Consider the following 15,483-nt stretch of genomic DNA (forward strand, 5'->3'; position numbering starts at 1 on the left):
GTGTGAATTTCATGTGAACTCCTAGTGAAATTAAGACAAATTATTTGACTTCTTTTACTTTTTGTAAATTAAAGTAGAATACAACACTATTAGTCGTGTTATATACACCGTACTCGGCATGGTGGAGGTCTAAAATGTTTTTTACAATAGATAACCCGAGACCGGTACCTCCAGTATGACGGCTACGAGATGCATCTAAACGGTAGAAACGATCCCAAATTTTTTCAAGACTTTCTTCAGGGATAGGGTTTCCTGTGTTTTCGATTTCGACTTTTACTATATCTTCCAGTTCTATAACGGAGACGTGTATTTTTTCTCCATCTGGCGTATAGCGAATTGCATTGCTAAGTAAGTTCACAACGACTTGCTCAATACGACTACGATTCGCTTTAACGAATATAGAAGAGTCTACATCTACGTTCACTTGTAAATGCTTTTCCTCCATGCTAAATAATAACTTTGTATAGACTTGTTGAATTAATTCACCGATTGAGAATGTCGTCATATCTAGTTTGTACGTACCAGATTCTAGTTTTGCTAATTCTAACATTTCAACAATAAGTCTGTTCATGTTTTCTGTTTCTTCTAAAATAACATCTGTGTAATACGTCGTATCTTTACTAACGCCATCTTTAATTCCTTCTGCGAAACTTCTAATTACACTAAGTGGTGTTTTTAATTCGTGTGATACACCAGAAATGAATTCTTTTCGCGTTTTCTCTAATTGACGTTCACGTTCAATATCTTGTTGTAATTTTGTATTGGCAACATTTAATCGATCGATTCGGTCTTTTAAGTTTACAGATAACGTATTAATACTACCGGAAAGCCCGCCAATTTCATCGTCTGCTGTCACAGGTAATTTTTCACTAAAATCAAAATTGGCCATTTTTTTTGTAACGCGATTCATTTTAATTAATGGTTTCACAATGATTTTTGAGTAGTAGAAGGATAATAAAATAATTACGAGAAATACGATGATTAAGGCATAGACATAATAATCCTTTAAAACGAGCATCGCTTCATTAACAGGTTGTAAAGATGCTATCGCAAAAGCGTACTCTGTAATTTTTCCATTTTCCACAATAGGTTTTACAAAGATACTATTTTTTATATTCTCTCCACCATCTATTATATAAGTGTTTAATTGGTGTGAGTTAGCAGTGCCATTTCTAATAATCTCTGCAAAATATTGAACGGCTTGTAATGTTTCAAAATCATTTGCAAGACGAACATCCGCTTTGGATGGAAGCTGTAACTTAGATACGATACCAGTAAACTCAATTTGAGTCACAGTTTTGGATCGGCTTGTAAGTCTATTTTTAGCAGGGTTTCCATTAATGGATTGAAAATCTGAGTTGACATTTTCGTTTTGCCATCGATTATAGTTTGTTGTCAATTCTAGTGGTGTTATGGTGGAATCTTGTACAAAACCGACGACGTTTATCATCCCATCTTTTTTCAATCCTAAGTTTTCGAATTTATTATATTCTTCTGGCGTTAAAACATTATTGAGTGGAATGGAATATGCTTTATTATTTTTAGGATTAATTACATCAATGTAGAAATTATTGTCACTTTTAATAATGCCGTTCGTATTTAAAAACTGCATTTCAGCATTTGTTTTGTCATGAAATTCTTGTTTTAGTTTTCGAATTTCCTCATAAGTTTTACCACTTTCTTCGTAAGTATTTACGAACTTCTCAAAAGCAGTTTGAACTGTTTTTACTTTTTTATTAATGTAAAATTTCTCTAAAAATAGAGATTGTCCTAAGAAAAAAAGGAGGAATATGATTGTAAATAATGTTGATGTTAATAAAAATAGTTTAAAGACGATACTTCTGTTTTTCACTGCGTCACCTCTTGTGAGAAATACTGTAAATGATTTCTTAATTATAACAAACGTTACAAAAAAGTAGAGGAGAAAATCTGTCTCTTCTGAAAGTAGTTTTTAATAAAAAGTCACATAAAAAGAACTCGACAGACGTATGACGAGTTCTTTAATGTATTATTGTTGAATTGCTGCATCTAAAGCGATTTCAATCATTTCGTTAAATGTAGTTTGACGCTCTTCAGATGTTGTTTCTTCACCAGTGAAAATGTGATCGCTTACTGTTAATACAGATAACGCATTTACACCGTATTTCGCTGCTAATGTATAAAGAGCAGTTGTTTCCATTTCTACTGCTAGTACACCATAATCTCCAAGTTTTTTAACCATGTCCATGCTTTCGCGGTAAAATACATCTGCTGTTAAAACATTACCAACACGAACGTGTAAGCCTTTTTCAGTTCCAGCATCGTAAGCTTTCTTTAAAAGGTCAAAGTTTGCAGCTGGTGCAAAATCAAAACCTGGGAATGTTAAACGGTTCATATTAGAATCTGTACAAGCTGTCATTGCAATAATAACGTCACGTACTTTTACGTCTTTTTGAATCGCACCGCAAGTTCCAACGCGAATTAAATTTTTAACTCCGTAGCTTTGGATTAATTCGTTTACATAAATAGAAATAGAAGGTACACCCATACCTGTACCTTGAACAGATACGCGTTTTCCTTTATAAGTTCCAGTGAAACCTAACATACCACGCACGTTATTATAGCAAGTAACGTCCTCTAGAAATGTTTCAGCAATATATTTTGCACGTAATGGATCACCAGGTAATAGAATAGATTCAGCAATTTCGCCTTGTTTTGCTTCAATATGTACACTCATGAAAAGTCCTCCTTATAATGTATTGATAGAAATCAATATCATTTGCATTATACACTATCAATCCTTTCAATTAAAATCTTTTAATTATTTGTAATATGTGCAAAGCAGGAGGATTTCATAAATCATAATCTAGAATATATATGTAAGAAGTTTTGTATAAACAGAGACAATAAAAATGGTAGGTGATATTTTGAAAAATCTTGTCATTGGACTTGTTGCTTTACTATTTATTGTAGTAGGCGGATTTTACATAAAAAAGTATCAGGAAACTACAGAGACTGTAGGTGATGTTCAGGAAGTAAAATGGGATGTGTCAAATGGAAAAGGAAATGAGAAAGTAGATATTTTGTTTCAATTGCTAAATAATAAAAATAACGAAGTTCGTGGTGTGAATGATCAAATTCGGGCAGTTATTGTAGACGGACAATTAAAACATGTACAACAAATGAAACCTACATTTGCAGGGAATGGATCATATAAGGTATCTTCCAAAATAGCGAAAGATGAAAGGTATACAATATTTTTATATGAAGACAAAAACAAGTCTGTGAAATCATTTGCGAAGAATGATTTTGGGAGAGAAATAGAGGAGAAAAATAAGAAAAAAGTAAAATTTCCAATTGATAGTGTGCTTACAAAAAAAATAGGGGAGTATGAAGTTTCTCTATTATTTGGTGCATTGCATCCGAATGAACCAGCGACGTTAACATTTCAATTCCAAGCGAAAAAGGGTGAGAAATTGAAATTACATTCAGAGAGAGGAGAAGTGGAAGCGCTCTATATCGTGGACGAAACGAGAGAAAACTTTTTATACGCAATACCTGTTGATACAGATGAGCAATTACAATACCGTATTACATTTCCTATAGAAGGAACGTATAAAATATGGGGAGATTTCTATATAAATGGTAAGAAATATGAAAAAGAATTTATTGTACAAGTTCAAAAAAGAAAAAACAGCTAAATGTTTAGCTGTTTTTTCTTTTTCCTATTAATTTTGTTACAGAGAGCATTGTAATTGGTAAAGAATGATTCTTTCTAAATGCTAAATATTTACCGCTCCATGCTGGTTTATATTTTTCTTTAAAATGACGTAGCCCGCTGAAGCTATACGTATAACGAACATTATTAAAGATGGCAGCAGCAACTCGTTCGGACCAAAAAGATTGTGTCGATAAACCTACATTTGAAAGTGGTGCCATACCAATATTAAAGGAGTGGTATTCATTTTCTTTTGCCCACTGGAATAGGTGGATGAAAATTGCATCCATAATGCCGCTAGGTGCATCTGGATAATAGCGCATTAAATCAACAGACAATGATCCGTCTTGATATACGGGCATAAAGGTTGTAAATGCAATGATTTTTCCATCAGCATCACATAATGTAGCGATAGGTGCTCGGCTAATATATTCACGATCAAAGTATCCGAGTGAAAAACCTTTCTCTTTTTTTCCGCCGAGCCACGCATCTGAAACTTTTCTTAACTCTTCAAATAATTCGTTTGAGAATGGTGGCTGATGAATAGAGAATGTATAGCCTTCTCGTTCGAAACGGTTGAAAGTCGCTCGCATACCGGCTCGTTTTTTTCCTGTTATTGTAAATGTGTTCAAATCAACGACAGCTTCTTCACCAAGTTTAAAGAAGTTGTAACCAAAATCATGATATAAACTCATCCATTTACTTTCTATTTGGTAGAATACACAAATGTATCCAAATCGATCAGCCTCAGCTAAAAACTCTTGTAACACAGTACGGTAGGAGGAAGGATCCCCAATTGGATCACCTAGCACAACGAGACGTTTTCCAGTTATAGAGAAGAGAAGGAGCGCTTTCCCATCACTACTGAAGAAAAATTGTTTATCTCCTAAAAATCCTAAATGACTAAGTACATTACCATCATGTTCATCTAAAAAGTTTTGCAACCTTTTATCATTAGCTGGTTGCCCGGGAAATTCATTTCGATAACGATTGGCAATGAGTGAGCCAATCAGTAAAAATGTAGGAACGAAAAAGGCAGCTGCTAAGGCACTTCGTTTCACTTGTGTAATATTACGAACGACAAAATCAGGTTTAAAAGCTTCTTTTGCACCTGCAAATAAAATACCTAAGTTTTTATATAAATATAAAGTTATGAGTAAGAATATAAAAACTTTTACCATATCAGAAAGTGAGACTTCCATTTTCTCGCGTACAAATCTTTTACGAAGCATATATAATACAGCGAGTACGATTAATAAAATAAACGTCTCTTCAATATCAATCCCTTTTAGCGTATTAAAGATGGCTGCTCCGATTAAAGAAATAATCGTCATATAGTAAGAACGCTTTGTTCCATAATATATCCCTCGCGAAAGGATCAGGAGGAGAATACCAAATGTTAGTGATAAGCTAAAAGAAAATTGAATAAGATGTTTTGGAGCTAGAATATGTAAGGCGTGTGCCCTGTTTATACTTGTCGGTAGAATGGTCGATAAAATAACCATTAATCCAGCAAATACTGTTAAAGCAGCAGAGGCCCATGAACCTAGTTTTCCTAGAAAATCACGCTGCAAAGTCCATATAACACCAGTTGTTTCTAATGCAGGCGCAATAAAAGGTTTATCTTCAAACTTTTTAATGGCCACGCCTGTCATTTCAAAAGCTGCAAAAATAAGACCAAGGCAGAAAGGTAAAATGTAATAGACGAGGCGATATAATAACATAGCAGGTAGTAATACGCCTGTATCAATGCCGTATTGTCCGAGCCCAGTTAAAAAGACAAGATCAAATGAACCAAGTCCACCAGGAACGAGACTAACAACACCAGCTAAAGCAGCAATTACATACACACCTAAAAACTTTTGAAATTCGATATCGATACCAAATAATATTAGTATGACGTACATAACAATACCGGCAGATACCCACTCAACTAATGAGACTAATGAGTATAAAACAGTTGGATTTTTTTCTTCTTCCCCTTCTTCTTGCCCTTCGATTTGCTTTGGTTTTCTATTTTTTAGTTTAGAAAAGCCAATGTATATAGGGACGAAAAGGGCGAAGAAAATAAGAACAGGCCATAGCCACGGTTTTTCATGCAAAATAAAACTTGTGTCTAATATTCCAATAAGACCGAGGAAAGAAAGAATTGCGAGTCCGTTAATAAAAGCAGTTGTCATCCAGGCGATACTTTTAATAAGTTTGCCATTTTCTTTTATGTATGGACGATAAAGCATTGTGCGTACACCAGCTCCAACGAGACCACCAAACCCAATAAATCCATTTAAAGTATTAGCAATCCATGAGATACGAAAAATCTTTTGGACTGGTATATCAGCTTTTAAATAACGAAGCATAACATAGTCATAAAAGAACATTGTTGATACGGCAAATGCACCAAGTGTAATTGCTAAAAAGACTCCTCCGGTTGGAATGTTTTTAATTGTATTGATTGCTTCTAAAAAAGAAATGCCTGCTAATTCTTTTTTTGCTTGAAAGAATACAATTGTTAATACAACAAATGGGAAGATAATTTTCCCGATTTGTAAGAAACGTTTCCATGAAAACGACATAAATACAACTCTCCTTGTATAAGAAAACTGAGACAATAATATTATTATGACAAACTTCAAGAAAAATAAAAAGGTAAATTCCTGTATAGGGAAGCTATTTTTTATATGGGTTATATTTAAAAGAGTATTTCGTTTGTCAGAAAATTAAGTTAAAATGAATTGAAAGAAGGAAGAGAGGGGAAGTAGATGATTATAATAGGTTATGCGGGATATGAGTTAGAGAAAGCGAAACCTAATACATCAGAAGATTTCTTTAATAGATCTGAAGTGACATATATATTAAATAATAAAGAGAGAACTTTTTCCGTTTTATACGTTCGATATTTTGAAGAAGTTTTACAAGAAATTACTCCTTTTGAAGGAAATCCAGTATGTAAAGTAGAAGAACAAGACATATATTTACGGGATATTGTAGCGATATGTTGTTTACTGAAAGAGAATGAGCATCGCATGCAAAAACGTTTATATTTAAATAATATAGAAGCATTCCAACAATATTTTGATGAGGAAACAGTGGTGAAAGTACAAGAAATATTAGCTGAATTACATAAAAATAAAAGAGTAGAAATAGCGTGAAATGGCAAAGGAGAGGGAAAAAATGTCTAATCTAATGGTTGAAAATCAAACAGAACAAGTTTCTATGTTTTTAGAAGATGTTATTACTTTAATAACCAATTATGTAAATTATCATACGTTGCCTTCTTTATTAGAAGAAAAACCAGCAGGGAACGAGCAATATTATAAAGGGTTATTAGCATCAATAAGACGTCTTCTCGTTTTTTGTGAAGAAGGACATGATGCATGTTTTGTTTTGTTAAATAGCCAGCCATTTCGAAAAACAGCAGCTGAGAAAATTTTATATAAAATTTATCATCAAGTAATTGCAGAGTTTTTCTCACCAAAGAGTGATCATTGGTATGAAAATAGTCGGTCTGCCTATACAGGGAAAAACTCCATCGTTTTTCAACAAACGCCACCAGCATCTATAGAGCAAGTGATGAAGAGTTTAGAAGGAAAATTTCAATTGATGCGTGAAGAACTAGAATATTATGAGACGGATTACCAAACAAAGATGTTACACAAATATTAATTGCGAAAAAGAAGCTAAGGGGACTTAGCTTCTTTTCCTTTTGTAAAGTTATATAAGGGATTTCCTTTGAATATATTTATGGGGATAGCATTAAGGAGGTGTAACATGAGTCAGCAAGGTGTATTTACAGATTACTTTCATGAAGTAGAAAGCTGGTGTGAAAGTGTTCTTCACGTATTAGATAGCCGTGCAATGGAAGTGTATGATGTCCATATGCTTGCTTATAAAATTCAAACGTTATTAGATCGTATGAAAGAGCATGAGTATGATACAGATGCAGAGTTTATGTATGAAATAAGTGATGATGTAGAACATATTCAGCATCATTTGCAGGAAGTATTCGTGCAAGGAGAAGAGGAATATGAACTATATGAAAGAGGGGATAGTGAACGAGCTGTTCCAATTGGAGGGCATACACTTCCACCATTACCTTATCCGTATAATGCGTTAGAACCGTATATTTCTAGAGAAATTATGATGTTACACCATGATAAACATCATCGCAGTTACGTGGAAGGGTTAAATAAGGCAGAGAAAATGATGGAAGAAGCGAGAAAAACAAATCAATTTGATTTAATTAAGCATTGGGAAAGAGAAGCGGCTTTTCATGGATCAGGTCATTACTTACACACGATATTTTGGAATAACATGAAAAAAGATGGTGGCGGAAGTCCAAGAGGGGCTCTTTCACAACAGATTGAACAAGATTTTGGGAGTTTTTTACGTTTTCAAAAACATTTCACAGAAGCAGCTTCTAAAGTGGAAGGATCAGGCTGGGCGCTTCTCGTTTGGGTACCACGATCCGGAAGATTAGAAATTTTGCAGAGTACACTTCATCAATTATTTACACAATGGGATACGATACCGCTCCTCGTGCTAGACGTGTGGGAACATGCGTATTATTTACAATACCAAAATCGAAAAGATGAATATATTAAAAACTGGTGGAATGTTGTAAATTGGCCTGATGTAGAAAAAAGATTTGAAAGTGCGAAACAAATTGAATGGACACCGTATTAGACGCAGGTTCTCTGCGTCTTTTTTATTAGAAGGAGAAAGAGATTTCGTTCATATTTTAAAAGGCCAAGCATACACTTGTACAAAAAGTGCCAAAAGGACGTGGGGGGAAATATGAGACGAATTTGTGTAATAATCACGCTTCTTATTATGTACGCAAGCGTTATACCAATTCCTACATATGCAAAGATGAACAGTAATGTCAGTGCTCGAAATGCTGTATTAATGGAGCAACAGTCCGGTCGTGTATTATACGGAAAAGCAGAACATGAGCCACAAAAAATTGCTAGTATAACAAAAATTATGACAGCCTTGTTAGCTGCTGAATCAGGAAAAATGAAAGAAATGGTATCGGTTAGTAATGAAGCGGTGAGAGTAGAAGGATCAGCAATTTATTTAAAGCCTGGACAGAAAGTGAAGTTAGAGGATTTAGTATACGGACTCATGCTTAGATCTGGTAATGATGCAGCACAAGTAATTGCTGAAAATGTAGGAGGAAGTATAGAAGGGTTCGTATATTTAATGAATGAAAAGGCGAAACAAATTGGAATGAAAGATACTCACTTTTCAAACCCACATGGTTTGGATGGAGATGGATCCCATTATTCATCAGCCTATGATATGGCACTTTTAACAAAGTATGCAATGGGGAACGAAACCTTTAAGAAGATTTTTGGGACAAAAACGTATAAATCAGATTCGTGGGATTATCCGTGGAAAAACAAACATAAACTCGTGACATCTTATTATGAATTTGCGACAGGAGGAAAAACAGGTTTTACGAAGAAAGCAGGACGGACACTTGTTACAACAGCATCAAAAGATGGACTAGATCTAATTGTCGTAACTTTGAGCGCTTCTAGTGATTGGGATGATCATATGAATTTATTTGATAAAGGTTTTGAACGTTTCAAGCAAACGAACGTTGTAGGACAAGGAGCTCTTGCTGAAATAACTGAAAAGAAATATGCCAATCATGTATATACAAAAAATAGTTTTGCGGTGCCATTAACTGAGCAGGAAAGAAAGAATGTCGTATTAAAAGTTGAACTTGATAAAAGTGCAAAACTTAAAGATGGAGTAAAGGTTGGGAAGACGGAAATTTATGTTGGCAATGAGAAAGTTGGAGAACGGAATTTATTTTATAGTAAACGAAAGTTAGTAGCTACAACGGGAATGTATTGGAATAATGTGAAAGAAATTTTTTCTCATATGATAGGTGTTGGGAGCGATGGTTAATCTCGTATGGGTAGCGATGGCAGTCATAGGGATTGTATATGCCATGATAAATGGAACGATGGAAGCAATAAATAAAGCCGTATTTGACGGAGCAAAAGATGCAGTAACAATTTGTATAGGACTTATTAGTGTATTAGTATTTTGGCTCGGTTTAATGAAAATTGCAGAGGAAGCAGGGTTGTTAAAAAAGTTAGTGTCACTTTTTATGCCGATAGTAAAAAGGTTGTTTCCAGAAATACCGAAAGATCATCCGTCAATGGGATTTATTTTATCGAATATGATGGCGAACTTTTTTGGGTTAGGTAATGCAGCAACCCCTCTTGGTATTAAAGCGATGGAACAATTGAAAGAGTTAAATGGAGGGAAGGATTCGGCGAGCCGTTCTATGGTAACGTTTCTCGCGTTAAATACATCAGCGATTACTTTAATTCCTACTACTGTCATTTCGATTCGAATGACGTATGAATCAGCGAATCCTACTGAAATTGTTGGGGTAACATTCATTGCACAAGTACTCTCTATGATCGGAGCGATTTGGATTGACCGCTATTTTTACCGAAGAAGGAGTAGGAAGGGGCGGAAAAAATGAGTATTGTCAATACGATATCATTATGGGTAATCCCTTGTGTAATTGGTTTTATCCTTTTATATGGCACAATAAAGAAAGTGCCGACGTATGAATCGTTCGTTGAGGGGGGAAAAGAAGGGATTCAAATTGCGATCTCTATTTTACCGTTTATGGTTGGAATGCTTGTATCTATTTCGATTTTTCGGGCGTCTGGAGCGTTAGATGCAATGATATCAGTAATGAAGCCGATGTTAGATTTAATTCATGTCCCAGCAGAAATTGTTCCACTAGCACTTATACGCCCTATTTCAGGCTCTGCTGGTTTAAGTATTACGACCGATTTAATTGCCACATATGGGCCAGACTCGTTTATTGGAAGATTGGCTTCTACGATGCAAGGGAGTACAGATACGACTTTTTATATTTTAACAGTATACTTCGGAGCTGTTGGAATTAGAAAAATGGGAGATGCATTAAAAGTAGGACTTTTTGCCGATTTAATCGGGATTATTTGTTCAATTGTGTTTGTTTCTTTAATGTTTAAGTAAGGCGGCTATTCATTTTTCATGCTATTTCGCTTATAATACGTATACGACCACTATTAAGGTGTTGCTTAATAGTGGTTTTTTTATGTGGTATTTTTGACAAAATGATGAACTTTTATTGTGAGCAATATGAAGAATATGGACAATAATAAAAGGTAAAAACATGATTTGCCCTTTATATGTTTATTATCATCGCTATGTTGTTTAAGTAAGATGAAGCGAATGGCCGTCAAGCGTATGCGGTTGCCAAGTCTTTCTAATGTAAGGTAAGATAAATTCGAGGTGAAAAAAAGAAATGGAACGATTACAAAAAGTGATTGCGCAAGCAGGTATTGCATCGAGAAGAAAGGCTGAGGAATTAATTCAGCAAGGAAAAGTAAAAGTGAATGGAAAAATAGTGAAGGAGTTAGGAACGAAAGTAACTCCTCAAGATAAAGTAGAAGTAAATAACATCCCTCTTGAAAAAGAAGAACCTGTTTATTTTTTACTATATAAACCAACTGGCGTAATTTCAAGTGTATCAGATGATAAAGGAAGAAGTGTTGTAACAGACTTTTTCCCTGAAATTAGACAACGTTTATTCCCAATCGGACGCTTAGATTATGATACGTCTGGCGTATTATTGATGACAAATGATGGGGAATTTGCAAATGTATTAATGCATCCGAGATATAAAGTTGAAAAAACGTATGTTGCAAAAATTAAAGGGCCATTAACAGGTGAGAAAATTCGCATGTTAGAACGAGGTGTTGCATTAGAAGATGGGAAAACAGCACCAGCACAAGTGAAAATTATTTCTTGGGACAAGCGTAAAGAGACTGCGATTGTACAATTAACGATTCATGAAGGACGTAATCGTCAAGTACGCCGCATGTTTGAAGCGTTAGATTGTAAAGTAGTGAAACTAAAGCGTGAACGCTACGCCTTTTTAGAAGTGGGTAGCTTGCGACCTGGTGATGCGAGAGAATTGTCACCACATGAGGTGAAACAATTACGTGCATTGGCTTCTACAAAGCCGCGCTAATCGATAGTGTGAAACTTTCACCAGTGGAATGCTCCGCTGGTGATTTATTAAAAAATACATATATTTATCACTCGTCGAAGAGAGGGGAGACAATATGAAAAAAAATCGCTTATTATTTCGCGTTATGATTCTACTCATTTTATGCGGTGCTGTAGGATTTACACTTTATCAAGGATATTTCACTAAAGAAGAGAAAATGCAAATCGGAAAAGAAGCACCTAATTTTGTTGTAACAGATTTAGAAGGAAAGAAAATTGAATTAAAAGATTTAAAGGGAAAAGGTGTATTTTTAAACTTTTGGGGCACTTGGTGTAAACCGTGTGAAAAAGAAATGCCTTATATGAACGAATTATATCCAAAGTATAAAGAAAAAGGCGTTGAAATTATTGCGTTAGATGCAGATGAAACGGATATTGCTGTTAAGAATTTTGTGAAACAATACGATCTTAAGTTCCCAGTCGCAATTGATAAAGGTGGAGAAATTATAAAAACGTATGGAGTAATACCGTTACCAACAAGCTTCTTGATTGATAAGGATGGTAAGGTGATTCAAGAGATTAAAGGTGAACAAACGATAGAACAATTGGAAGAGTATTTAAAGAAAATTACTCCGTAATAAAGAAAGCCTTTACATACGAGGCGCTTACCTATAGCGTCTTTGATTTAAAAATTCTGAGTATTGCGGTAACTTGAGGGTAGAATATACAATAGTACATATAGATATAGGGGCGGTGAGAGTGTTGAAAGAAATTAAGTGTGAATGTGGACACGTTAATCCGATAGGAACTGTTTTTTGTGAAGCATGTGGGAAACCATTTGAAAGCAATGAAAATATAAAACTATTGGATATGCGCTATGAGGGGAGTGCTCGGAGATCTCTCACGCAAACAAAAACGATAGTCGATAAAATTTGGAGCTTTTTCTCTTCTGTAAAAGTGGGTGTATGGCTCATTGTAATCACTTTAGCTGCATCAGCGATAGGAACTATTTTTCCACAAGAAATGTACATAACTCCAGGAATTGCACCAGCTGAATATTATAAGCAAGAATACGGATTTTTAGGGCAATTATACTATCAATTAGGATTTAATAATTTATACGGTTCATGGTGGTATATGATTTTAATTGCTTCAATTGGTATTTCACTTGTGATATGTAGCTTAGACCGTGTCATTCCACTTTATAAAGCTTTAAAGAAGCAAGGGGTGAAAAGACACCCTAGCTTTTTAAAGAGACAAAGATTATACGGTACTGGTACACCGCAAGATGGTGATCTTGAAAGAGTGCAAAAGAATTTAAAGAAAAGAAACTATAACGTGAAAGTGGAAGACGGAAATATTTTGGCGGAAAAGGGACGGTTTTCACGCTGGGGTCCATATGTGAATCATATTGGTCTCATTATCTTTTTATTCGGTGCAATGCTCCGTTTTTTACCGAGTATGTACGTAGACGAAGCCCTTTGGTTACGTGACGGTGAAACGAAAGAAATACCAGGAACGGATGGTCAATACTATTTAAAAAACGAGAAATTTATTAAGGAAGTTTATGATAAAAGTAAGGACAAGGAAGTTTTTGATGAAGCGATTGATCGTGTAGGCGATAAAATGATTGCGAAAAACTTCCAAACGAATGCTGTATTATATAAAGCGGTCGGCGAAAATATAGCAGGACAAAAACCGAAATTAGAAAAAGTAAAAGAAGCGGAAATTCGAGTGAATGAACCGCTGAAATTTGATCAATTTGCTATATATCAAGTGGATTACAAAGAAAGTGAATTTAAAAGCATGTCATTCCATTTGCAAAACAAAGAAAATAATCAAAAGTGGGGACCGATCAAAGTTGATTTAACGAACCCTACAGAAAAATATGATTTAGGAAATGGTTATTCTTTAGAACTATTAAGCTATTTCCCTGACTTTTATTTTGATGAGAGTGGAAGACCAAATACGAAAACGAAATTACCAAACAACCCTGCATTTGTGTTTAAAATGTTTACGCCTGAAACACCAGATGGTGAAGTGAGTTTTGTTGGTATTCAGCAAAATATAGAACCTGATGGAAATAATAAATATAAAATGTCGTTTGCAGGTGTGGAAATGCAAAATGCAACAGCACTTACTGTAAGGAAAGATTTAACGCTTTGGATTCTCGGTATTGGAGGATTTATATTTATGGTTGGTGTCATTCAAGGGATGTATTGGAATCATCGTCGTATTTGGATACAACGCGTTAATGATGAATGGTGGATTGCAGGACACACGAATAAAAATTGGTTCGGTTTAAAGAAAGATATTGAAAGAGTACTAGAAGGTACGGCAATTCCGCAGCCAAGCGATAAAGTAGTGGATAAAAAAATTAGTTAAGGTGGGGAAACGATATGGTGCAAATAAGTAGTAACTTTCTCTTTACCGCATTTATTTTATATTTAATTGCAACTCTATTTTTCGGGGGAGCAATTAAAGAAAAAGGTCATAAATGGGCAAATATAGGAATAACGATTACAATTTTAGGGTTTATTGCACAAACAGTATATTTTGTTACAAGATGGATTGCATCAGGACATGCACCAGTTAGTAACTTTTTTGAATTCGGTACATTTTTCGGCATGATGCTTGTCGGAGCATTTATTGTCATGTATTTTATGTATCGCGTAAGTATAATCGGACTTTTTGCATTACCAGTTGCACTTTTATTAATTGCCTATGCAAGTATGTTTCCGAGGGAAATATCTCCGCTTATTCCTTCTTTAAAAAGTAATTGGTTGCATATTCACGTGACGACTGCAGCAGCAGGACAAGCAATTTTAGCAATTAGTTTTATTACGGGCGTTATGTATTTATTGAAAAATGTAGACCAATCAACGAGAAGCAAACGTACATTTTGGTTAGAAACGGTAGTGTTCACACTTGTTTGTACAGTTGGTTTTATTGGAGTGACAACGTTATTTTCTAGTATGAAATATGAAGCGAAGTTTCAATGGGTTGATAAAAATGAACAACAAGTGGAAATGAAGTACAATCTTCCAGCTTTAGTAGGACCGCACGAAGGAAAGTTATTGACAGAAAATAAATTAGAACCGACAGTTGAAGTTCCAGCGATTGTAAATGCGAAAAAATTAAATACTGTTATTTGGTCAGTGTTAGTTGGGACATTACTTTATATTGTATTAAGACTTGTTTTACGCAAACGAGTATCGGCAGCACTTCAGCCGTTAGTAAAGAATACAAATAGTGATTTACTGGATGAAATCGGATATCGTTCTATTGCAATTGGATTCCCGGTTTTCACATTAGGTGCATTAATTTTTGCCATGATTTGGGCTCAAATAGCGTGGACACGTTTTTGGGGTTGGGATCCAAAAGAGGTTTGGGCGCTTATTACTTGGCTCTTTTATGCGGCGGTATTACATTTACGCTTATCAAAAGGGTGGCACGGAGAGAAGTCAGCGTGGTTAGCGGTAATTGGTTTTGCAATCATTATGTTTAACTTTATTGTAGTAAACTTAATTATCGCGGGTTTACATTCATACGCATAGAGAAATAAAATAGGAGAGTGAATGTCACTTTCCTATTTTATTTTTGTCAACTTTTCTTCTTTTTTGAGAAAAACATGACAAAGTAGCGGTTGATTTTGTAAAATGATGTCGAGGACATTATATCCTGTTCAAAAAAAATACATAGTTTTGGAAAAAAATTGAACAAACTTTATTATTCTTGTGAAGCATAATATG

General features: G+C 34.8%; 14 protein-coding genes. 11 read left to right on the plus strand and 3 right to left on the minus strand.

The window, feature by feature from the left end; translation table 11 throughout:
* Positions 1-40 precede the first annotated feature (40 nt).
* Both GFJ36_RS06675 and deoD read right to left on the minus strand, forming a co-directional pair.
* Complete coding sequence (locus GFJ36_RS06675) at positions 41-1,852, minus strand: sensor histidine kinase (protein WP_088608747.1); 1,812 nt, start codon at positions 1,850-1,852, stop codon at positions 41-43.
* A gap of 156 nt (positions 1,853-2,008) precedes the next feature.
* Entirely contained in the window at positions 2,009-2,716 is a 708-nt protein-coding gene (gene deoD / locus GFJ36_RS06680) for a purine-nucleoside phosphorylase (protein WP_000110707.1), read from the minus strand.
* 175 nt (positions 2,717-2,891) lie between these two features.
* Between deoD and GFJ36_RS06685 the strand changes: the two genes are divergently transcribed.
* On the plus strand, positions 2,892-3,680 hold the full coding sequence (locus GFJ36_RS06685; RefSeq protein ID WP_141542768.1) for a hypothetical protein: 789 nt from the start codon (positions 2,892-2,894) through the stop codon (positions 3,678-3,680).
* 4 nt (positions 3,681-3,684) lie between these two features.
* Here GFJ36_RS06685 and mprF read toward each other — a convergent pair whose 3' ends face one another.
* The gene (mprF, locus tag GFJ36_RS06690; protein WP_098230164.1) at positions 3,685-6,270 is read right to left on the minus strand and encodes a bifunctional lysylphosphatidylglycerol flippase/synthetase MprF; all 2,586 of its coding nucleotides are present in this window, start codon (positions 6,268-6,270) and stop codon (positions 3,685-3,687) included.
* A 186-nt stretch (positions 6,271-6,456) separates the two neighbouring features.
* Between mprF and GFJ36_RS06695 the strand changes: the two genes are divergently transcribed.
* From GFJ36_RS06695 to resC, 10 genes are all read left to right on the plus strand, one after another.
* Positions 6,457-6,846 carry a hypothetical protein gene (locus tag GFJ36_RS06695; protein WP_000583791.1) on the plus strand — a complete coding sequence of 130 codons (390 nt, stop codon included), beginning with the start codon at positions 6,457-6,459 and terminating at the stop codon, positions 6,844-6,846.
* Between the two features lie 22 nt (positions 6,847-6,868).
* Positions 6,869-7,360, plus strand: coding sequence for a YpuI family protein (locus GFJ36_RS06700; protein ID WP_000067570.1), 492 nt, complete (start codon positions 6,869-6,871; stop codon positions 7,358-7,360).
* A gap of 105 nt (positions 7,361-7,465) precedes the next feature.
* Positions 7,466-8,380 (plus strand): superoxide dismutase, encoded by a 915-nt coding sequence (locus GFJ36_RS06705; protein WP_000082674.1) that lies wholly within the window; start codon positions 7,466-7,468, stop codon positions 8,378-8,380.
* 111 nt (positions 8,381-8,491) lie between these two features.
* Entirely contained in the window at positions 8,492-9,616 is a 1,125-nt protein-coding gene (gene dacB, locus GFJ36_RS06710; protein WP_001252621.1) for a D-alanyl-D-alanine carboxypeptidase DacB, read from the plus strand.
* Positions 9,609-10,205 (plus strand): spore maturation protein SpmA, encoded by a 597-nt coding sequence (spmA, locus tag GFJ36_RS06715; protein ID WP_000247806.1) that lies wholly within the window; start codon positions 9,609-9,611, stop codon positions 10,203-10,205. The genes dacB and spmA overlap by 8 nt, the downstream gene beginning before the upstream one ends.
* On the plus strand, positions 10,202-10,732 hold the full coding sequence (gene spmB, locus GFJ36_RS06720; RefSeq protein ID WP_000029511.1) for a spore maturation protein SpmB: 531 nt from the start codon (positions 10,202-10,204) through the stop codon (positions 10,730-10,732). The genes spmA and spmB overlap by 4 nt, the downstream gene beginning before the upstream one ends.
* Before the next feature lie 292 nt (positions 10,733-11,024).
* Positions 11,025-11,753 (plus strand): 23S rRNA pseudouridine(2605) synthase RluB, encoded by a 729-nt coding sequence (gene rluB / locus GFJ36_RS06725; protein WP_000440552.1) that lies wholly within the window; start codon positions 11,025-11,027, stop codon positions 11,751-11,753.
* Between the two features lie 94 nt (positions 11,754-11,847).
* The gene (gene resA, locus GFJ36_RS06730) at positions 11,848-12,369 is read left to right on the plus strand and encodes a thiol-disulfide oxidoreductase ResA (RefSeq protein ID WP_000742211.1); all 522 of its coding nucleotides are present in this window, start codon (positions 11,848-11,850) and stop codon (positions 12,367-12,369) included.
* A gap of 121 nt (positions 12,370-12,490) precedes the next feature.
* Positions 12,491-14,116 carry a cytochrome c biogenesis protein ResB gene (gene resB, locus GFJ36_RS06735; protein WP_000910540.1) on the plus strand — a complete coding sequence of 542 codons (1,626 nt, stop codon included), beginning with the start codon at positions 12,491-12,493 and terminating at the stop codon, positions 14,114-14,116.
* 14 nt (positions 14,117-14,130) lie between these two features.
* A complete protein-coding gene (gene resC / locus GFJ36_RS06740; protein WP_087985530.1) occupies positions 14,131-15,288 on the plus strand; it encodes a cytochrome c biogenesis protein ResC in 1,158 nt (385 codons plus the stop codon).
* Positions 15,289-15,483: the final 195 nt, after the last annotated feature.

The organism is Bacillus sp. EE-W1 (assembly GCF_009760835.1).
In the GTDB taxonomy this organism is placed as follows: Bacteria; Bacillota; Bacilli; order Bacillales; family Bacillaceae_G; genus Bacillus_A; species Bacillus_A wiedmannii.